Annotated in this window: 17 protein-coding genes and 1 tRNA gene; 4 read left to right on the top strand and 14 right to left on the bottom strand. The window is 35.4% G+C overall.

Going from position 1 to position 19780, the window contains the following annotated elements; genetic code table 11:
* Window positions 1-126: 126 nt before the first annotated feature.
* Together FXX65_RS00535 and FXX65_RS00530 are read left to right on the top strand one after the other, a co-directional pair.
* A complete protein-coding gene (locus FXX65_RS00535; RefSeq protein WP_147614632.1) occupies window positions 127-1422 on the top strand; it encodes a glucose-1-phosphate adenylyltransferase in 1296 nt (431 codons plus the stop codon).
* Between the two features lie 29 nt (window positions 1423-1451).
* Window positions 1452-1823, top strand: coding sequence for a J domain-containing protein (locus tag FXX65_RS00530; protein WP_147614631.1), 372 nt, complete (start codon window positions 1452-1454; stop codon window positions 1821-1823).
* Between the two features lie 3 nt (window positions 1824-1826).
* On the opposite strand, the gene FXX65_RS00525 is transcribed toward FXX65_RS00530, so the two are convergent.
* From FXX65_RS00525 to FXX65_RS00500, 6 genes are all read right to left on the bottom strand, one after another.
* The gene (locus FXX65_RS00525; RefSeq protein ID WP_147614630.1) at window positions 1827-3188 is read right to left on the bottom strand and encodes a sigma-54-dependent transcriptional regulator; all 1362 of its coding nucleotides are present in this window, start codon (window positions 3186-3188) and stop codon (window positions 1827-1829) included.
* Window positions 3185-4444: a two-component system sensor histidine kinase NtrB gene (locus tag FXX65_RS00520; RefSeq protein WP_147612622.1), complete on the bottom strand. Its 1260-nt coding sequence runs from the start codon at window positions 4442-4444 to the stop codon at window positions 3185-3187. Before FXX65_RS00520 ends, FXX65_RS00525 begins: the two co-directional genes overlap by 4 nt.
* 3 nt (window positions 4445-4447) lie before the next feature.
* Window positions 4448-5680, bottom strand: a complete 1233-nt coding sequence (locus tag FXX65_RS00515) for a DNA polymerase III (protein ID WP_147614629.1) — start codon at window positions 5678-5680, stop codon at window positions 4448-4450.
* Complete coding sequence (locus FXX65_RS00510; RefSeq protein ID WP_147614628.1) at window positions 5680-6162, bottom strand: CvpA family protein; 483 nt, start codon at window positions 6160-6162, stop codon at window positions 5680-5682. The genes FXX65_RS00515 and FXX65_RS00510 overlap by 1 nt, the downstream gene beginning before the upstream one ends.
* Window positions 6163-6177: 15 nt before the next feature.
* Window positions 6178-7311, bottom strand: a complete 1134-nt coding sequence (locus tag FXX65_RS00505) for a UDP-N-acetylglucosamine--N-acetylmuramyl-(pentapeptide) pyrophosphoryl-undecaprenol N-acetylglucosamine transferase (protein ID WP_147614627.1) — start codon at window positions 7309-7311, stop codon at window positions 6178-6180.
* 148 nt (window positions 7312-7459) lie between these two features.
* On the bottom strand, window positions 7460-8437 hold the full coding sequence (locus tag FXX65_RS00500) for a hypothetical protein (RefSeq protein ID WP_147614626.1): 978 nt from the start codon (window positions 8435-8437) through the stop codon (window positions 7460-7462).
* Between the two features lie 218 nt (window positions 8438-8655).
* Here FXX65_RS00500 and FXX65_RS00495 point away from each other — a divergent pair, with 218 nt between their 5' ends.
* Window positions 8656-9555: a DUF1858 domain-containing protein gene (locus FXX65_RS00495; RefSeq protein WP_246104321.1), complete on the top strand. Its 900-nt coding sequence runs from the start codon at window positions 8656-8658 to the stop codon at window positions 9553-9555.
* Window positions 9556-9777: 222 nt separating this feature from the next.
* Here the strand turns inward: FXX65_RS00495 and FXX65_RS00490 are convergent.
* The 3 genes from FXX65_RS00490 to FXX65_RS00480 form a co-directional block, all read right to left on the bottom strand.
* Window positions 9778-9850: transfer RNA gene (locus FXX65_RS00490), tRNA-Phe, on the bottom strand.
* Between the two features lie 76 nt (window positions 9851-9926).
* The gene (locus FXX65_RS00485) at window positions 9927-11567 is read right to left on the bottom strand and encodes an ABC-F family ATP-binding cassette domain-containing protein (protein ID WP_147614625.1); all 1641 of its coding nucleotides are present in this window, start codon (window positions 11565-11567) and stop codon (window positions 9927-9929) included.
* A 72-nt stretch (window positions 11568-11639) separates the two neighbouring features.
* Complete coding sequence (locus FXX65_RS00480; RefSeq protein ID WP_147614624.1) at window positions 11640-13214, bottom strand: DEAD/DEAH box helicase; 1575 nt, start codon at window positions 13212-13214, stop codon at window positions 11640-11642.
* A gap of 452 nt (window positions 13215-13666) precedes the next feature.
* Here FXX65_RS00480 and FXX65_RS00475 point away from each other — a divergent pair, with 452 nt between their 5' ends.
* Window positions 13667-14779, top strand: a complete 1113-nt coding sequence (locus tag FXX65_RS00475; RefSeq protein ID WP_147614623.1) for a class I SAM-dependent methyltransferase — start codon at window positions 13667-13669, stop codon at window positions 14777-14779.
* A gap of 258 nt (window positions 14780-15037) precedes the next feature.
* Here FXX65_RS00475 and rpmE read toward each other — a convergent pair whose 3' ends face one another.
* The 5 genes from rpmE to FXX65_RS00450 all read right to left on the bottom strand — a co-directional run bounded on the left by rpmE (window position 15038) and on the right by FXX65_RS00450 (window position 19707).
* Window positions 15038-15253, bottom strand: coding sequence for a 50S ribosomal protein L31 (gene rpmE, locus FXX65_RS00470; protein ID WP_147612630.1), 216 nt, complete (start codon window positions 15251-15253; stop codon window positions 15038-15040).
* Window positions 15254-15590: 337 nt separating this feature from the next.
* A complete protein-coding gene (gene rho / locus FXX65_RS00465) occupies window positions 15591-17309 on the bottom strand; it encodes a transcription termination factor Rho (protein WP_147614622.1) in 1719 nt (572 codons plus the stop codon).
* Between the two features lie 170 nt (window positions 17310-17479).
* Window positions 17480-17932, bottom strand: coding sequence for a bactofilin family protein (locus tag FXX65_RS00460; protein ID WP_147614621.1), 453 nt, complete (start codon window positions 17930-17932; stop codon window positions 17480-17482).
* A 3-nt stretch (window positions 17933-17935) separates the two neighbouring features.
* Window positions 17936-19360 carry an apolipoprotein N-acyltransferase gene (lnt, locus tag FXX65_RS00455; protein WP_147614620.1) on the bottom strand — a complete coding sequence of 475 codons (1425 nt, stop codon included), beginning with the start codon at window positions 19358-19360 and terminating at the stop codon, window positions 17936-17938.
* Window positions 19357-19707 carry an HU family DNA-binding protein gene (locus tag FXX65_RS00450; RefSeq protein WP_147614619.1) on the bottom strand — a complete coding sequence of 117 codons (351 nt, stop codon included), beginning with the start codon at window positions 19705-19707 and terminating at the stop codon, window positions 19357-19359. Before FXX65_RS00450 ends, lnt begins: the two co-directional genes overlap by 4 nt.
* Window positions 19708-19780 lie beyond the last annotated feature (73 nt).

Raw genomic sequence — 19780 nt, 5'->3', positions numbered from 1 at the left:
AAATCACTCTCATAAAAAGATTGAACAACAATTTTATGAAGCGAATCGTATCATTTTGTTTGAAAAGTCTAAAATGCAGGCTTATAATGAATCTAACATAAAATTAAAAAATCAGGAGTTTATTCTATGTGTACAAGTTTTCAATCTGAAAAAACGCGAGTAATTTCAATAATTTTGGGTGGAGGAAAAGGAACTCGCCTTTATCCACTTACAAAAGAACGCTCAAAACCTGCTGTTCCGTTTGCAGGCAAGTACAGGATTGTAGATATTCCAGTATCAAACTGCATAAATTCTGGTTTTAGAAAAATATATCTTTTAACTCAATTTAACAGCGCATCGTTGCACCACCACATAACAAATTCTTTTAATTTTGATAATTTTTCTGGTGGCTTCGTAGAAATTCTTGCAGCAGAGCAGACCTTGGAACATTCTGGCTGGTTTGAAGGAACCGCAGACGCCGTACGAAAAAATATGGTTCACTTTAAATCTGCAAATCCTACGCATTACATAATACTTTCTGGCGACCAACTCTACAGGATGAACTTGAAAAATTTTATGGACAGCCACATAAAAAGCGGAGCGGATATAACAATTGCGACGACAGCGGTAAACAGAGAAGATGCTTCTGGCTTTGGAATAATGAAAATAGATTCGCAAAATCGAATAACGGCATTTCAAGAAAAACCTGGAAGAGATGCTGATATAAGCGATTGGAAAATTCCAGACGAGGCTCGCAATTCACTTCCTCCAGAAAAAGAATATCTTGCGTCAATGGGAATTTACATATTCAATGCAAAGGCGATGGAGGAAGCGCTCGATAACAGCTTTACAGATTTTGGAAAAGAGATAATTCCTCGCGCTATAAAAACAAAAAAAGTGAATTCATTCATATTCAACGGTTACTGGGAAGACATTGGTACTATAAGAAGTTTTTATAACGCAACTCTGGACTTAACCGAGTACAATCCCGCTTTTAATCTCTATGATGTCGAAGAGCCGATCTACACACACATGCGTAATCTTCCACCTTCAAAAATAAACGATGCGATTATCGAAAATACGCTCACCTCTGAAGGCTGTGTAATAACAAAAGCAAAATTAAGGCATTCTGTTGTTGGAATTAGATCTATAATTGAAAACGGAACCGAATTAGACGGCGTAATAACTATGGGTGCTGATTTTTATCAGGGCGAAGATGAAAAAGCAGAAAATGCACGCACAGGAAAGCCAAATATTGGGATTGGAAAAAATTGCAAAATCGCTAAAACGATAATCGATAAAAATGCTTCTGTTGGAGACGATTGCCAGATAAACGTAAACGGAAAAACTTACGAAGACGGAGACCACGGAATGTTCTACGCTGCAGACGGAATAATAGTCATAAGGAAAGGAGCGGTTATTCCATCTGGAACTATAATTTAAAATAAAAATCCAACAGGAAATTTCTAACGATGCCAGATTCAATGTACGATAAATTGGGAGAATTACTCAATGATGCACTTGAATCTGGCAATTTTTTTAATTCATCCTCCGCAAAAAAACTCGATACTACACAAAAAAATACAGAAAATTCTTCTATAAAGAAAAATAAAAAACTTATAAAATTTGCTAGTTTAGAAGTTCAAAATGCATGTTCGATTTTAGGAATAAATGATGAAATGAGTTATTCTGATGCAAAAAAAATCTACTATAAAAAATTAAAACGCTTTCATCCTGATAAAAATGCGGATAATTTTGTAATGAATAAGATAACTAAAGAAAAAACAGACTCTATTTTAAAAGCGTGGAAGGTTATAGAAGATTGGTATAATAAAACTAGTTAAAAATCAGTCTTCTATTTCGTCTTGAATAAGTCCGTATTCGTTTAGTTTTCTGTGCAAGGTTTTTCTGCCGATTTTTAATGTTTCTGCAGTTTTGGTTTTATTTCCGTTATTTGAGCGCAGGTTTTCTAAAATTACAATTTTTTCGGCTTCTTCAAGGCTTGTTCCATAAGGAACCGATATAACAGAAGATGATTTTTGAGATGTCGAGTCAATAGTTAAATCTTCGCTTTGAATTTCAACGCCGTTAGACATAACAACTGCACTTTCTACGCAATGTTGCAATTCACGAATGTTTCCAGGCCAGTTATAATTTAGCAAGATATTTTTTGCACTCGAAGAAAAACCTTTTACATCCTTGTTGTTTTCTTTATTGTATTTTTTTAAAAAACTGTTTAATAAAAGCGGAATATCATCTTTTCTTTCACGCAAGGGAGGAACTGTAATTTCTATTCCTTTAAGCCTAAAATAGAGGTCTTCTCTAAATCTTTTTTGTTTGACTTCTTCTTCTAATTTTTTATTTGTCGCAGAAATAATCCTTACGTCAACTTCGATTGTGTCCTCTCCGCCTACCCGCTCAAAAGTTTTTTCCTGAAGTATACGCAAAAGTTTTATTTGAACGCTTTGACTTATCTCGCCAATTTCATCCAAAAAAATAGTTCCGCCATCTGCAAGTTCAAATTTTCCTTTATGAAGGCTTTCGGCCCCAGTAAAAGCACCTTTTTCATGACCAAAAAGTTCGCTTTCCAACAGCGACTCACTCAAGGCTGCACAGTGAACTTTTATAAAAGGCTTATCTTTCCTTAATGAACTCTGCTGAATAGCGTCCGCGACAACCTCTTTCCCAACTCCACTTTCACCAGTTATCAAAACACTTATCTTGGAATCTGCAACTTTTTGAATCAAAGTGTTGACTTTTTGCATTGCAGGACTTTTTCCTATCATGTTGTCAAGACTTTTGGATTTTACTTCCGATAAAAGCTCTTGATGCTGGAGGCTTAATTCTCTTCCTTTTAAGGCTCTTTTTACGACAAGTTCAAGGTGCTCAAGATTTAAAGGCTTGGTTAAAAAATCATATGCACCATTTTGCATTGCAGAAACGGCCGAATCTATTGAACCGTGCCCTGTAAGAACTATAACAGGAATCCCTGGCATCTGCGTGGTAACCTGCTTTAAAACATCCTCTCCGCTTATGCCAGGCATTCTCAAATCTGTTATTACAATATCGATATCTCCTTTGGAAAGATAGTCCAAGCCTTCTTTTCCGTTTGCTGCAAGTTTTACATTGTAACCGTCCATCTCAAAATCTGCGGCAAGACCTTCCCGTATATTTTTTTCATCGTCTATAACTAAAATCGTAAATTTCATTTTTCATCTCCACAATTTCTAAAATCTTTATAAGTGAGCAATTTATGTTGAGTTTGGGGAATTGGAAGATTTATCGTAAAAGTTGAACCTTTACCTAAAGTCGATTCCACAATTATATCGCCAGAAAATTCTTTTATAACTTTGTACGCCATCGCAAGCCCAAGCCCTGTTCCGTTTGCCTTTGTCGTATAGTAAGGCTCAAAAACTCGCGACATAACTTCTTCGCTCATTCCACAACCGTTATCTGAAAATTTTAAAATAAACCTGTCGTCTGTAACTTGAGTTTTTATCGATAACTTCCCAGAAAATGCACCTTCAAAAATTTTTACTTTTTTATTGTCATCAAAACATTCTTGAATTGCAGCAAGCGCATTTTGTGCAAGGTTTACCAAAACTTCTCTAAAAAGTTTTTCGTCAATCAAAAGCTTTGGCTCTTCTTTGCACAGCTCAGCGCAAACTTCTATATTATTTTCATTGAATTCTGGAGTGATAAAATCAATAAATTCACGCAAAATAGCATTTGCCCTCACAAGCGAAAAATTGGCAGCAACTGGCCTAACCGCCATCAAAAAATTGACTACGATTTTGTTCAAGCGGTCAATTTCTTGCGTTACAACATCAAGATAATTTTCTGTGTATTTTTTATCTGGGAGTTTTCCGTCGCCTTCCCGCTTTTTTTTAATCGCTTTTTGTAAAAGTTGAATGTGAATACTTATCGCTCCGAGCGGATTTTTTATCTCGTGAGCGACATTTGCTGCGATATTTGTAAGACCAGCCATGGTTTCCATTCTGTGTAAAAGGACTTCCTGATTTCTTTTTTGAGTTACATTGTCGACCCAAATTATGTTTCCTGTAATTTCATCGTCTTCGACCAAAGGCGTTACAGAAACTTCTATAAAGCGAATCGTGCCTGCTGCGGTCGAAAGTGTGTATTCTTCGCTTATATTTGTTTTATTTTTTTCTGCACAATCTCTAAAAAAAAGAGCAATTTCATCATCATCGATAAAATCATAAAATTTTTTATTTTCGTTTTTTTCGTCTTCTGGCAAAAATTTTAAAGGTAAAAGTCGTTCTGCAGCTTTGTTTATCTGGCGGACTTTCCAAGTTTTATCAACTGCAATAAGACCTGTAGAAAGCGATTGAAAAATTGATTTAAAAACTTCGTTTTGACTTTTAAGACCTTTAAAGATAACTTCAATCTGGCTCGCAGATAATTTTGAAAGTTTTTCGTATACTCTGTCTGAAAATTCCTGCAAAATCTACCTCAAATTTGATTTTTTTATAAATGCTAAATCTCTATAAAGTGTTTCTAAAGCAGACAGCGGTTTTTGATTGAAAAGAGAAACGCTATTGTAGCAATCTTTTATCGCTTTTAAATTTTTTGCCTGAATCTCAAAATCGCAGGCGAATTTTTTTTCTTCCTCGTTTTGATTACGCTGAGCAAGAATTAAAAACTGCAAAAAAAGTTTGAAAATCGTTTTAGGCTCAAAATTAGCACAGCGGTTTACAAAATCGTCTAACTGAAAAAGGGTGTTCTGTTTTATGCCTTGATAAAAATCGTTTGCGGCCTCTTGAATTTTTTCTGGCAAAATTGGAAGAAAAGTTTGCAAGTAACCAGCAATGGTTCCATCACCTTTATTTACATCGTCATGAAAAACCCGCTCTATAACTTCCTGCTGTTCGGCGATGCTTCTTTGATTAAAGCTGTAAGTTCTGACTCTGGAAAGAATTGTTGGCATTACAGCACCACGCCTAGAAGTTGTCAAAATAAAAAGAGAATCTGCTGGCGGTTCTTCTAAAATTTTTAAAAGAGCGTTTCTGCAACTTTCGTTCATCCTTTCCGCATTTTCTATGACAAGGACTTTTTTTCCTTCAGGAGATTTTAAATGAAGCCAAAATGATGAGCGCCTTATGTGTTCAATCGGCAAAGAATCGTACATAAAATTGCTCTCAAGTTTTTCCGATTTTTCTATTATTTTAGATGTTACGCTTTCTAAAACTGAATTTTCTGGCAACGAAAGTTCTGGATTCAACTTTTCTAGTTCATCATTTATCTCTTCTACCAATGGCGAAAGCTTTGAAAGTTTATCGTCTCCTTCCCAAAAAATTGGGCTAAATCTTAACAATAGCTTTCGTACAGAGCGAATAAAAAGATAGCGAGCGGCAGTGATATACGATAAATTGTTAAATCCGGCCTCTAAAAGAGTTCTCTTGGCAGCAAGAATTTCAAGAGAGCAATCACGTGGACCCGAAAGTATTAAATTTGTGTTTGCCAATTCTTTATGTTTTTTGCAGGAAGGACAGTCGCAAAGCCAACTTCCTTTTTCGTTTGAAGAAGATGTGCACGAAAGAATCCTTGCCAATTCCAAAGCACAGGTCAATTTCCCAGAAGATTCAGGGCCAGAAAGTAAAATCGAAGATGGCAACGTATTGTTTTTTATGTCAGAAGTGAGGATTGATGAAACATTTTGATATAAAAGATTTTCAAACATCAGATAAAAATTCCTGCAACTGCCAATATTGGTTTTTCAAGAAATTTTGAAAGAACCTTCCAATAAAAACTGCCGTTTGTAATTACAGAAAGGTCAAACCAGGGTTGTGCTTTTATCAAAACCAGAACAACACAAACTAACAAAAGTCCTTCCAAAGTCCCAAGACAAAAGCCCAAAAGCCTGTCCAAACTTCTTAAAATTTCCCCACCAAAAATTCCGCCAACAATAGTTTGAATTATCTTAACGAGCAAAAAAGCTGTTATAAAAAGCAAAACAAAAGACAATACAAGACAAACGCCCTTGTTATTTATGAAATTTTCAAGGTAAGGACTCAACTTTGCGCTAAAAAGAATTCCGGCAAAAATTCCTGCAACAAGAGCGAGTTTGCCGAAAAGTTCTTTTATAAAGCCTTTTACGCAAACCATTATCCCTAAAAAAAGAATTAAAATCGTAAAAACAATATCGATAAAAGTAAAATGCATTTAAATCTCCAAAAATCAAGATTTTGTTATATCTTTAAAAATAAGTTGGGCAATTTTTTGTGCTGGGCGTTCTTTTCCACCAAGTAAAAGAGCTTTTTTTGACATCTCATTTCTGATATTTGAGTTGGAAAGTTTTTCGAGTGCAGATTTTAACTGCTCAGCATTTGCTTCATCGCCTTCCAAAACAAAAGCACAGCCAGTTTTCTCAAAAAAATGAGCGTTATCAACTTGGTCTCCACGAGTTCCACTTCCGCAAAGAGGAATTAAGATGCTTGGTTTGCCTAAAACCGCGATTTCCCAAAGAGTATTTGCTCCTGCTCTAGAAAGCACAATATCGCAACAGGCAATAACGTCTGGCATCTGGTTATATATAAAAGGATAAGGACGATAATTTTCAGATTTTTCAGGAACAAAATCCTTATCTTTCTCGCCGCACTGATGAACTACAAAAAAGCGTTCGGTAAGCCAGTTGAGATTTTCTTTTACGAGCGAATTTAATTGATGAGCACCTAAACTTCCGCCCAAAATCAACAGTATGGGTTTTAAATCATCACGAGATTTTTTTTCATCACCAAAAAGAAAGTTAAAACCTCGCTCTACATTCGCCTCATAAAAAGCAGGTCTAACAGGATTTCCTGTAACAATAGCTTCTGATTGAATTTTCTGCGGCAAAAATTTTACAGTTTCCTCGTACGAAACCAAAACTTTAGACGCAAGCCGACTGTTAATTTTTGTTGCAAGCCCGGGAGTAAAATCGCACTCGTGTGTAAAGACAGGGATTTTTAGTATCTTTGCAGCAAGGCAAGGCGTAACAGAGACAAAACCGCCTTTTGAAAAAAGAATTGTCGGTCTTATAAAAAAAAGTCGAAAAAATGAAACGCAAAAGCCTGCAAATATTTTAAATAAATCAAAAAGATTTTTTAAAGAAAAATATCTTCTAAATTTTCCAGATGGAATGGAAACAAAAAAATCCGCACTTCCACTGCTCTTAACCAATTTTTTGTCTAATTTTCCTGTATTTCCAAACCAATATATTTTTATGTCGATGTTGTTTTCTTTTGCAAGTTTTTTTAATTCATCTGCTACTGCAAGACCTGGATAGATATGCCCTCCAGTACCACCACCAGCAAACACGATTTTAACGCTCATATATGTGTTATTATGACACGCTTACAGCCTTTAGACAATAATAAAAACGAGTTTGATGCGATGTAAAACTTGTTAGGATTTTTAATGTACAAAAAAGGCTACCATAAATGGTAGCCTTGAAAAATTTTTAAGTCTTATAACTAGATAATTAGATTGAAAGCCTTAAGCTTGCAGCACCTGACCAAAGTCCATCATCTTTAATGTTTCTAAGATCTGCTGTAATGCTCAAAGTAAAATCTATAATCAAGAAATTTACTCCAACGCCTGCAAAAACCTGTGGTTGAATCGCATTAAAATCAAAATTTGAAGTTGTATAAGCACCGTTATCCTTTAGTTTTGGGACAGGAATACTTGCAAGAGTTGCAGCATTCGCAATTTGAGTTGCATAAGTAGATTTGTATTCCCAATTCCATTCGTTGTTAGATTTAGAAACAAGCCCTCTTAAACCAACAAAAGGAGTAACAAAGAGAAACTTTTTAGAAAGCTGAGCCTGTGCATACATAGTGTGAACTTTATAGTCTACAGTGGCCTTTGCGTAATCAGAATCAACTCCAAAAGTTCCCTGATTGTAAAAATAACCAGCTCCAATACTCAATTTTGGCATTACAAGTCCACCTTCAAACATTGCATAGCGAACATCTGCTCCAATAGTCAGAAGGTCTACATCGAGGTCTGCACCAAATTTTGAAGTACTCAATTTTCCTGTTTTCATAACAGCAATTCCTGCATCAAAAGGCAACAAAACACCTCCAACGCGCAAATCTGCAGTAAATACAGGAAAATAATAATCGTTTTTAATGTCAATATCGCTCAAACCCAAAGATTCAATCGCTTTTTTTAAGCCACTTGTATTTATGTGGGTAAGCCCCATGTTTAAACCACCACCAAAGTGCGGAACTACAGAAGGAAAAAGTTTTCCTATATAAGCGTCTGCCCAAACATTTTGCTGTGTTGCAGCCTGAGGAACAGAAATTGAAAGTTGCTTTGCAAAATCGTCGAGTCCAGCACTTATTTGTCCGCTTTTTGCGTTTAGAGTGCTTGCAAGAGCAGCTGGATCAAACGCAAACGCAGAAACACCAACAAAAGCTGTAAGTGTAAAAGCTAAGGCTTTTTTTATAATTTTCATAATAATCCTCCAATGATGTGCTAATTCTAACCTAAAAAAATCTAAGTTACAATTTTCTTTATAAAATATTATAAATGCAAATATAAAAATATAGAAAATATCAAGCCCCAAGGCAATTATCATCGCTCATTTTTTTGCAATTCCCACTCCAGACAGTTGAATAAACTCAAACGCTATGTTATTTTACGCTAACAAACAAAACCGAAAAGGAGGTTTTTATGAATATTACAAAAGAAACAAAAGTTTCAGATTTGATTGAAAAATATCCATTTCTTAAAAAAGATTTTGCAAAAATAAATCCAAAATTTAAAATGCTTCAAACTCCAATGGCAAATATCATGCTTCCAAAAGCAACCGTACAGGATATGATAGAGCGAAGCGGAATGGAAGAAAACGAATTGATAAGCGCGATTCAAAATCTCATAAACGAATCTTCAAACGAAGTTTCTTGGGAAGATAAAATTTCAACATTCAAAAAAATGGATGTACGAGGCGCACAGGGCAATTTTTTCCCAGCATTGAGAGAACAAGCTTGCAAAATGAAAGTTGGAGAAGGAATTGAAATAATCCAAAAGTTTGAACCTCTTCCGCTTTACGAAGTAATGGACGGCTTAGGATTTGAACGCCTTACAAAAAAAGTGGGCGAAAATGAATGGCATGTCTATTTTTATAGAACAAAAATCGATGAAGCAGGAATGGAAATTCCTTTTAGACCAGCGGCACTTTTAAACTTTCCAATAATTGACGAAGATTTGGGAAATTTAACAGTAAATTTTTGGGATTTAACCTGGAACAATGATAAAAGATATTTGCCTTATGAAACACGATTGCTCCTTTCGCTTACAAATGCAGTAGGCGCTGGAAGAATGCGACAGGCAACACGCGAACTCGTAAAAGCGTATGTTCACGGAATAGACAGTGCTGCTTTTGATGATGTTTTTGAACTACTAGCATGGAATCAAGGAATAGGATTCTTCTCTTCTGAAATTGGACCTTCAACTTTGTTCAAAGCATATAAACACATAAAAAACCGCGAAAAAGCAGGAATAAAACGCGATGAAATTTGCAGCGAACTGATGGAGCAATTCGGCGAAAAAAATCCAGATGTAAAAGTATAAGAATACTCTTCTTATAACAAAAAAGTGAAAAACACAACATAAGCTTACAAAGCGAAACGATTTTTATATCGAGCTTTAGCTGTGTTGTGTTTTTTTTATTTTGTCGATGATTTTTTTTGATACGGAAATAAAACAGTTTTTTTTAACAATGCATATTACAAATCATCATAAACTAATCATTCAGGCATAAAAAAAGACCTCTGCAATCACAGAAGCCTTTCTTGCCACAGGTTGGAATCGAACCAACGACATACGGATTTTCAGTCCGGCGCTCTACCAACTGAGCTACTGCGGCGTGATGTTAGAATGATATAGATTCCAACAATTTTGGTCAATAGCATTTTTATAAAAAATTCTAAAATTATAAGTTTTTAAAATTTAATCTTTCTGTCAGAACCTTTATAAAATTCTTCACGAAGAGAGCGAACCTGTTCATCTTCCATATAATCGTCAAATGGCATCATCCTATCAATAACCCCTTTTGGAGTTATTTCTATTATGCGATTTGCAACGGTTGAAATAAATTCATGGTCGTGGCTTGTAAACATTATAACTCCAGAAAAATCGACCAGAGCCCTGTTCAAACTTTCTATCGCTTCCAAATCCAAGTGATTTGTAGGGTCGTCCATTATTAGAACATTTGAACCTGCAAGCATCAATTTTGAAAGCATACAGCGAACTTTTTCGCCTCCAGAAAGAACTTTTACTTTTTTAAGCGATTCGTCGCCGCTAAAAAGCATTCTTCCCAAAAATCCGCGAACATAAGCGTCATCCTGCTCTTTAGAATACTGCTTTAGCCATTCGGTTATATTATAATCGTTGTCAAAATACTTATTGTTGTCGCGACCAAGGTAAGACAAACTCGTAGTCTGCCCCCAAAAATATTCGCCGCTTTCTGCCTTTTTTTCTCCAGAGATTATATCAAATAACGAGGAAATGCAGTTGTGCTCGATTCCTACAAAGGCGATTTTATCTGTTCGATTAACAATAAGATTAAAATCATTTAACAATGCAAGACCATCATCGTCTTTAGAACACAATTTGCGACATTCAAGCACATTGCTTCCTATATCTCTGTCTGGCTTAAACTGAACAAAAGGAAATTTTCTGCTCGTAACTGGCAAATCTTCCAGCTCAAGTTTTTCCAAAACTTTTTTGCGGCTTGTAGCCTGCCTTGATTTTGCTGCATTGGAAGCAAACCTTTGAATAAACTCTTTAAGGTCTTTCGCTTTCTCTTCGTTCTTGCGTTTTTGGTCTTTTGCCTGTTTTTGAAGAAGTTGGCTCATCTGATACCAAAAGTCGTAGTTACCTGCAAATTGAGTTATCTTTCCATAGTCAATATCGCAAGTTACTGTGCAAACTGTGTTCAAAAAATGACGATCATGACTTACAACTATTACGATATTTTCAAAATCCAGTAAAAAGTCTTCCAGCCAAGTGATAGATTCAAGATCAAGACCGTTTGTAGGTTCATCAAGGACTAAAATTTCAGGATTTCCAAATAGAGCCTGTGCCAAAAGTACACGAACTTTTTGAGATTCATCGAGGTCTTTCATCACCTTATCGTGATAGCGCTCTTCAAGTCCAAGCCCAGAAAGCATCTGTTCTATCTGATTTTCGGACTCATAGCCGCCAAGTTCTCCAAATTGTGCTTCGAGTTCTGCAGATTTTATTCCGTCTTCCTCTGTAAAATCAGCCTTTGCATAAATTTCATCGCGCTCTTTTGAAACTTCATAAAGTTTTGGATAGCCCATCAAAACTGTTTCTTTTACGGTGTAACTGTCAAACGCAAAGTGATCCTGTTTTAAAACCGCCATACGCTCGCCAGGAGTTATTATTATTTCCCCAGAATCCCGATCCTGCTCTCCTGTTAAAACCTTTAAAAAAGTGGATTTTCCAGCACCGTTTGCACCTATAATTCCGTAACAGTTACCTGCCGTAAACTTAAGATTAACGTCCTTAAAAAGAGGTTTTTCGCTAAAGTGCAGGCTTACGTCTGAAACTGTAATCATTTTTATCTCCAATTGCGCCTTTTACGCAGATTTTATTTCTCCGCTTCGTATGCGGATTTTTTTGATAGAATTTTAAATTTGTTTTGAAAAGAAACTTTTTATTTTAGAAAAAAGTCCAATTTTCTTAGTTTCTGTTTTTTTGTTCACTTTATAATTTTGGGAAGAAGATTTCTTTGATGAAATTGATGAAAAATTCTTTTCTCGTTTTTTAGAATTCCTGCTAGAATTTTTATCAATTCTTTTAGATTTTGATGAACTTTTAAAAGATTCGTCAGATTTTTGTTTTGAATATTTATTCTTGTAGTATTGCATTCTTTCGTCTGATGTCATTGAACTCAATTTTTCAAGTTCTTCATCAGAAGAGCGAAGCGGTTTTTCTTTTTTTGAAAGATTTTTTTCGCTTTTTGAATGTTTTTTTAACTTTGAACGTTTTTCTCTTTCGTTTTTTAATGCTTTGAACGGATTTCTCTTTTCATCGCTATCGAGTTTTATAAAAACATCCTTGCTTTTATCTTCTACAAAATCTTCATCTCCTGCTAAACGATTGGGAATTTGCTTTTCGATATAGCGCTCAATCGGCATTAAAGAATACACATCTTGCTCGCTGCAAAAAGTATACGCTTTTCCGGATTTTCCAGCGCGTGCTGTGCGCCCAATCCTGTGAACGTAATTTTCTGCCTCGTTTGGAAGATCATAATTTACGACCATAGCCAAATCGTTTACATCGATTCCGCGAGCAGCAACATCGGTTGCGATAAGACAATTTATCTTTGAAGATTTAAAACTGTTCATTATTTTTAAACGCTTGCTTTGCGGTAAATCACCGATTATATATTCATTTTTGATGCCGTTTATCAAAAGTCTTTTAGACAAAATTTCGCACATCTTTTTTGTATTGCAAAAGATTATAAGGCTTTCTGGATTTTCCTTTTTTATGATTCCAAGCAGAAGTCGGATTTTATCTTCGCTTGAAACGTGAATAAGCTCTTGGACGATTTCGTCAACGGTTATGTTTTGACTTTCAATCGTAATCTCTTTTGCTTCATGAGTGTATTCCCAAGCAAGATTTTTTACATAGGAGTTTAAAGTTGCAGAGAAAAGCATTGTTTGCCTAGAAGTGCTTTGTGGAAGAAATTTTACGATTTTTCTTAAATCCGGATAAAAGCCCATGTCAAACATTCTGTCGGCTTCATCGATAGCAAGATAGCAAACTTTGCTCAAATCCATTTTATTGGATTCTTTTAAATCTATTATGCGGCCTGGAGTTCCAATGATTATATCGACTCCTTTTTTGAGTTTTGAAATTTGCTCTTCGTAGCCTACTCCGCCGTAAAAAGAGGCAAAACCTAAACCAGTATATTTGCCAAGTTTTTGCGCTTCTTGCTCAACTTGAACTGCAAGTTCTCTCGTTGGAACCATTATTAATGCATTTTTATGAGACTCGCTTGAGCTTTGTAAAAGTTGCTGCATTATGGTGATTAAAAACGCAGCGGTTTTTCCTGTTCCAGTTTGCGACTGAACATAAAGATCTCTTCCATCGAGAGAAACATTTAATACTTCTTCCTGTACTGGAGTACAACTTATATAACCTGCTTCTTGAATACCTTTAAAAAGTTTTTCATCTAAATTTAACTGTGAATAATCCATAAAACCAAATCTTTTTTATCAGGAGAAAATCTGTGCAGCAAATACTCCGATATTTGTTTGAAATTGTTAGAAAATTATACCTTTTTTTACCATACATATCAACCAAAGCGGCAGGGATTGTACTTAAAGAAAAACATCCGTGTTTTTCTTAAAGGGACAGTTTTTGAAAAACTGTCAACATTATTCGTAGGTCGCACCTCCTGTGCGACAAACATCCGTGTTTTTCTTTAAGGGACAATTTTTGCAAAACTGTCAGCATTATTCGTAAGTCGTACCTACTTGTGCGACAGTGCGGCAGTGATTGGAGGAGCGGCGTAGCCGTTGGCGTAAGCCAATGGAGCGATAGCGCAACTCCGCAAAGCACGATTTTTGCGCAGGCAAAAAGCCGCCCAAATTCTAAAATAAAAACGGTATATATTTTTTAGCATTTTTTTTGTAAAATCGGTGAACTTATGGAAAATAAAATCGAATATCAAGCGACGCTTTTTGAAAACAGGGTTGCAAAAAAATATAAGCTTTTAAAAAAATGGGCGAGAAAAAATCGGATAAATTGTTTTCGCATTTATGACCGCGACATTCCAGAAATTCCGCTCGCAGTAGATTTATACGAATTTTTGCCTGAACACATAAGCGAAAAAATTGAATGTGCACTCTGGCTAAAAGAGAATTCCGCCTTGATTTCTGCAAACGATTTAAAAACAATCGAAAATACAAAAAAACGGACGTTTGCACATCTTTACGCTTACGAAAAATCAAATGAAACTTCCGAAGAAGAATTTGAACCGTGGTTAAATGCGATGAAAAAATCGCTTGCAAAAGTTTTGCAGATTCCGCAAGCGAACGTGATAACAAAGATTCGAAAAAAACAGGCTGGAACTGCGCAATACGAAAAAATTGAAAGCGAGAAAAAAATTGAAGGGCTTGTTCAAGAATGCGGGCAGATTTTTAAAATAAATTTGAGCGAATATCTTGATACGGGGCTTTTTTTAGACCACAGACCTCTACGAGCGATTATTCGCGAATCTTGTGCTGGGAAATCAGTGTTAAATCTTTTTTCGTATACAGGAAGTTTTTCTGTCTATGCGGCGGAAGGAAAAGCGGCAAGGATTGAATCTGTTGACTTGAGCAATACATATCTTTCTTGGGCAAAAGAAAACATGGAGTTGAATGGATTTTTCGACAAAAAAAAGTTTTTTTACACAAGGCAGGATGTAAACGGATTTTTAAATCAAAAAAATGCGGAAGTTGAAAATAGCGAAGGCTCAAATAGGTTCGATTTGATAATTTTAGATCCGCCGACTTTTTCTAATTCTAAAGCGACCCAAAATATTCTGGATATAAACAGAGACTGGGCTGATTTGTGTGCAAAATCTTTAAAGTTGCTCCGCAAAAATGGAATTTTATATTTTTCATCAAACAGCAAAAGGCTTCCATTTAGCGAAGAAGAATTAAAGGCAAAGGTACAGGATTTTGAATTTGATATAGAAGATATGACAGAAAAATCGATTCCAGAAGATTTTAAAGGCAAAAAAATCCACAGATGTTGGAAAATAAAAGTAAAATAATGCAGAATGAGGTTTGAAAAGCTAGTAGACTTTTAAATCTGAAAATAAAAAATCGACAGAATCTCAGTATAAAAGATAGTAAAAATCAAAAATAAATAGCACTGGCAAAAAAACTTGCTATCTAAAAATTAAATTGAAATTTTCCCTCAGCAAAAAGCTTAAAAAATGTAGAAAAAGATAAAGAAATTTAGGCCAGCATAAAAAAAACCTTTCCGTTAAGGGAAAGGTTCATTGATAAAAAGTTTCTTCGTAAAAATCTTATTTTGATTCTTTTGAAGCAAGACCAAATCGCTTATTAAAGCGTTCGATACGACCTGCGGTGTCTACAAGTTTCTGTTTGCCAGTGTAAAAAGGATGGCAAGCAGAGCAGATTTCTGTTGTAATGTTCTGCACTGTAGAGCGAGTCTCAATTACATTGCCACAAGCGCAAGTAATTTTGGTCAATTTGTATTCTGGATGAATACCTGATCTCATAGTTTATTCTCCTTAAATTCTTTGCCCGATATTAAAGCAACTCCAGTCATCTCTAGTAACTACAAAAAAATTACTATCATTTCATCACTGTTAAGAAGCAAGTTAATACCACAAAGATTTTTTATATTTTACCTATTTACGATAAGTCTCGTCAACTAGGTATAATTTTTGTAACCAGTTTGACAAATTTTTGTCGAAAAAAAAACTGGCAGATATATGCAGAAAAATTGACAGAAAGGCAAAAAGATTTCACTCCCCTTGCCAAAATTTTACATACCTGCAAAAAAAATTTTTCATAGTCACCTTATAAGAATTCAGGCGATAAATGAATACTTAATTAATCCTGTGCAGCAGAACCCGTGTTCATGTTAGAAAGAAAAGCCTTGTTGTCCTTGCTCTTTTTCATCTGTTGCAAGATAAGCTCTGTAATTTCAATGTCTTCCATTGGAGCAATAACCTTACGCAAAACCCAGATTTTTTGAAGTTCATCTTCAGAAAGCAACAATTCTTCTTTTCTTGTTCCCGACTTTTTGATGTTGATAGCAGGGAACAAACGCCTTTCGGCAAGTTTTCTGTCAAGGTTGATTTCTGAGTTTCCTGTTCCTTTGAATTCTTCAAAGATAACTTCATCCATGCGACTTCCAGTTTCAATCAATGCTGTAGAAACAATCGTAAGTGAGCCGCCCTCTTCTATATTGCGTGCCGCTCCAAAAAAACGCTTTGGTTTGTGCAACGCATTTGAATCAACACCACCAGAAAGAACTTTTCCAGAAGTTGGAACTGTTATGTTGTACGCTCTGGCAAGTCTTGTAATAGAATCCAAAAGTATTACGACATCCCTGCCGTGTTCAACTAAACGCTTTGCTTTTTCCAAAACCATTTCTGCAACTTGAACGTGGCGGGTTGCCTGTTCGTCAAAAGTTGAAGAAATAACTTCTCCTTTTATCGCCCTTTCCATATCGGTAACTTCTTCAGGGCGTTCATCAATCAAAAGAACTATAAGATAAACTTCTGGATTGTTTGCAATTATTGCGTTTGCAATCTTTTGCATCAAAATCGTTTTTCCAGCCTTTGGCGGAGCAACAATCAAAAGACGCTGACCTTTTCCTATTGGAGCAAATAAATCTACAATTCTACCAGAATATTCCGCGCTTACAGTTTCTAAAGTGAGTTTTTCATTTGGATAAAGTGGCGTTAAATTTTCAAAAGGAACTCTAGTCTGTGCAACTCTTGGCTCATCAAAATTTACGGTTTCTATTCTAAGCAGAGCAAAAAATCTTTCTCCCTCTTTTGGCGAGCGAGTCTGTCCGTAAACCGTATCCCCTGTTTTTAAGTTAAAAAGTCTAATCTGACTTGGGCTTATGTAGATGTCATCGGGACCTGGAAGATAGCTGTTTTGTGGCGAGCGCAGAAATCCATATCCGTCTGGAAGAATCTCTAACGCGCCAGAAGCAAAAATCAAACCGCCGTGCTCTGTATGTGCCTTTAAAATATTGAATATCAATTCCTGTTTTTTCATCGAAGGAATATCTTCTTCTACACAACCATAATCGATAGCCATTTTTCTTAATTCTGGCATGCTCATCTTTGTAAGGTCGTTTATCAAAAGACGAGGTTTCGACTCATATTCTTCGGGATTTTCAATAATCTGAGCAGCAGCAGTTGCCTCATCACGAGCGGCATTTCGTGCAGCAATTCGTTCACGATAGGAAGTTTTTCTATTATTTTGAAATGAACGCGTATTTGATTTTTCGCCTTCATTTTTTGATGTAACAACAACTCTGCGTCTAGGCTTTACGATAACCTTGGAAGATTTATCTTGAGAATCATTCTCTTGCGAATTTTCATTTTGAACAAAATCATCAGAATCTTCAGTTTCAGTTCTTTCTTCACTGCTCAAGTCGCGCTCCTGTGAATGATTTTCCGCATCGCTGGTCTGCAACGGACTTTCGTATGACTGGGGCTGAATTTCCAGTTCAAGCTGTTGTTGTGGTTCTTCATTTTCTTTTTTAGAACCTTCTGACCTGTCAATAAAACGGCGCTTAATCAAAGCCATTTTTGTTTCTCCATAAGATTGGGTTTATTTAAAAGATTTTTTTATAAAAAAGTAAACTTCATTTACAAACAATTTTTATTGGATTTATATTTTTAATGAATTAAAAAAAGAATTGATGCCTTGATTATATTGTTTTATAAAAAGAAAAGTCAAGGAATTTTGATTTTTCATCAGTGTGGCAAATCAGATTTTATAACCAAGGCTCTCCTAAATTCATCCGAGGCAACCGAAAACAAATCCACCTCTGGAGGATTTTCTATCATAGTAACTTGACCTTCAAAGTCGACATCGTCTGCTATCCTAATTCGTCCAGTTTCTATATCGCCTTTTATTTTACTGCCAGAACACATCTCTACTCGTTCTAACGCGGTTATATTTCCGTTCACTTTGCCAGATATAACTGCGGAATTTACTTTTATAGAATCCACATCGCAGATTGCACTCTTTTCTATCTCTAAATCGCCGGACGATTCAATTTTTCCACTAAATTTTCCAGTTATTATCAAGTTATCGGTAAATTTTAAAACGCCATCAAATTCCGTTTCCTGCCCTAAAACAGTAAGATTCTTTTTTCGATTTTCTTCTCGTTCAACTTGCTTTGCTGTTTCTTTTTCATCAAGCATGATTTATCTTATCCTATTTATTTTAACTTCGCAATATAAGAAGCCTTCCGTAAAAGGCTCAAGCATTTTTTTTACTTCGCCAAGGCTGTTTATATAACAAGTTTGACCGCTATTTGTCGCTCTAACCGTGGGAAGCGAATTTTCTACGGAACGAAAGCAAGCCATTGCAAGATGCTGATACTGACATGCTTTACTGGCGCTCCAGGAATCGTTTGAAAGATTAACAAATAATCCTGCGCCTTTTTTTTTCATCGTCCTGGGAATTTTTGAAAAAGTGTCTTCAAAACATATTGGAGTTCCAATCGCAAACCCATCAAACTTTAAAAGATTGATTTTTTCACCCCTTGCCCAAAATACATTTCCATTTTCGAGCATTTTTTTATAGATTGGAGCGAGCAAAGTTTTTACAGGAAATTCCTCGGCAAAAGGAACCAAATGATTTTTTGAATAAATTTGATAATAAGGCAGAATATGAGAAGAATTCTTTTTTCTGATGAATAAGATTGCACTGTTATAATCTTTATAATTGGAACCTATTACAAAAGCACATTTCTTTGAATTTATATATTTAAATAAATCTTCGGAAAGTGCATAGCGATTTGGTTCGATATTCGCTTCGAAGTGGCTTAAAACATCCACAACAACAGCAGTTTCTGGCCATACGACCAAGTCAACATAAGGATGCTCTAAAAGAGCCTCATCTGTTAATTCTTTTAATTTTTCAACTTCTGCTTTATATTCAGCAAAATTACTTTTCCAAGGATTGCAATTATTTTGGATCAAAACAACTCTCAAAACAGAATTGACCCTTGCTTCTTCTATGCTAGCACCTACAACAACAGATTTTGCAAAATAAAGAATAAAACATAAAATTGCCGCTTGTTGAACTATGTTTAATCTTTTTCGCCTTCTGATTGTTTTTAAAAGATTGCAAACGATGCAATTAAAAAAGATTATGCCAAAAGTTATTCCCCAAACACCTGTAATTCTTGCAGTGCGAACAAAAATCGGAACTCTCCACTGAGTGTATCCAATAACGCCATAACCAAATCCCAAATAGCCGATTGTGCCTAAAACTTCAAATAAAAAAATTACTGCAGTGTTATAAAAATGCGAATATTTAGATTTTGAAAAAAGCTTTATTAAAGAAAAAACAACAGACCAATAAAAACCAAATAAAAAACAAACGCCAAAACCAGCCCAAAAGTTGTAAGAAAACAGCCAGTTGCAGATTAAAGCATAGGTTAAAAAACCATACAAAAAACCAAATAAAACAGAATCTTTTAATTTTAATCTTGATATAGAAAAAATAAATGGAACATAACAAAACCAAGCAAGTAAAGGTAGACCTTGATTGAATATAAAATTTGGAAAACTTAAAAACTTTAAAAAAGCCGAAAATACCAGCAAAAGAAAAAGCTGAATCAATTCGACCTCAAATTTGACTCTTCGACTAAAATTTGATTTCTAACTGATACAGGCAACTCCCAAAGAGCCTTTTTCAATTCCTGCCCAGAACGAAAAGCCGCCACATAATGAGGTGCGACTGTAAGTTGTTCACCTGTTTTAGGATTTCTCGCCTTTGAACGACCTTTTCGCAATCTAAGTTCAAAAGTTCCAAATCCTCGCAATTCGATTGCGTTTCCATTTTTTAAAGCAAGTTTTATTTCATCAAGAAGCTGTTCTACAACATCTTGAACGATTTTTTTTTCGCATTGTGTGTTTTGGTAAACTGATTCAACTAAATCGTATTTTGTAACTTTTTTAGATGACATGATTTACCCCCATAAGACATAAATTAGAAAAAAAATTCCTGATACTGCAACCACAATCTCAATCACAGCACCA

Origin of the sequence: Treponema pectinovorum (assembly GCF_900497595.1) — a bacterium.
Taxonomy (GTDB): Bacteria; Spirochaetota; Spirochaetia; order Treponematales; family Treponemataceae; genus Treponema_D; species Treponema_D pectinovorum.
Note: the sequence above shows the minus strand (reverse complement) of the source record. Positions and strands in the feature narration are given on the sequence as shown.

Coding starts and splice junctions, on each gene's coding strand:
- FXX65_RS00460 (WP_147614621.1), bottom strand. CDS start 17,932: ATGCTTGATGAAAAAGAAACAGCAAAGCAAGTTGAACGAGAAGAAAAT.
- FXX65_RS00480 (WP_147614624.1), bottom strand. CDS start 13,214: ATGGATTATTCACAGTTAAATTTAGATGAAAAACTTTTTAAAGGTATT.
- FXX65_RS00485 (WP_147614625.1), bottom strand. CDS start 11,567: ATGATTACAGTTTCAGACGTAAGCCTGCACTTTAGCGAAAAACCTCTT.
- FXX65_RS00475 (WP_147614623.1), top strand. CDS start 13,667: ATGGAAAATAAAATCGAATATCAAGCGACGCTTTTTGAAAACAGGGTT.
- FXX65_RS00505 (WP_147614627.1), bottom strand. CDS start 7,311: ATGAGCGTTAAAATCGTGTTTGCTGGTGGTGGTACTGGAGGGCATATC.
- FXX65_RS00535 (WP_147614632.1), top strand. CDS start 127: ATGTGTACAAGTTTTCAATCTGAAAAAACGCGAGTAATTTCAATAATT.
- FXX65_RS00495 (WP_246104321.1), top strand. CDS start 8,656: ATGAATATTACAAAAGAAACAAAAGTTTCAGATTTGATTGAAAAATAT.
- rho (WP_147614622.1), bottom strand. CDS start 17,309: ATGGCTTTGATTAAGCGCCGTTTTATTGACAGGTCAGAAGGTTCTAAA.
- FXX65_RS00450 (WP_147614619.1), bottom strand. CDS start 19,707: ATGTCATCTAAAAAAGTTACAAAATACGATTTAGTTGAATCAGTTTAC.
- FXX65_RS00530 (WP_147614631.1), top strand. CDS start 1,452: ATGCCAGATTCAATGTACGATAAATTGGGAGAATTACTCAATGATGCA.
- FXX65_RS00500 (WP_147614626.1), bottom strand. CDS start 8,437: ATGAAAATTATAAAAAAAGCCTTAGCTTTTACACTTACAGCTTTTGTT.
- FXX65_RS00515 (WP_147614629.1), bottom strand. CDS start 5,680: ATGTTTGAAAATCTTTTATATCAAAATGTTTCATCAATCCTCACTTCT.
- FXX65_RS00525 (WP_147614630.1), bottom strand. CDS start 3,188: ATGAAATTTACGATTTTAGTTATAGACGATGAAAAAAATATACGGGAA.
- rpmE (WP_147612630.1), bottom strand. CDS start 15,253: ATGAGATCAGGTATTCATCCAGAATACAAATTGACCAAAATTACTTGC.
- FXX65_RS00510 (WP_147614628.1), bottom strand. CDS start 6,162: ATGCATTTTACTTTTATCGATATTGTTTTTACGATTTTAATTCTTTTT.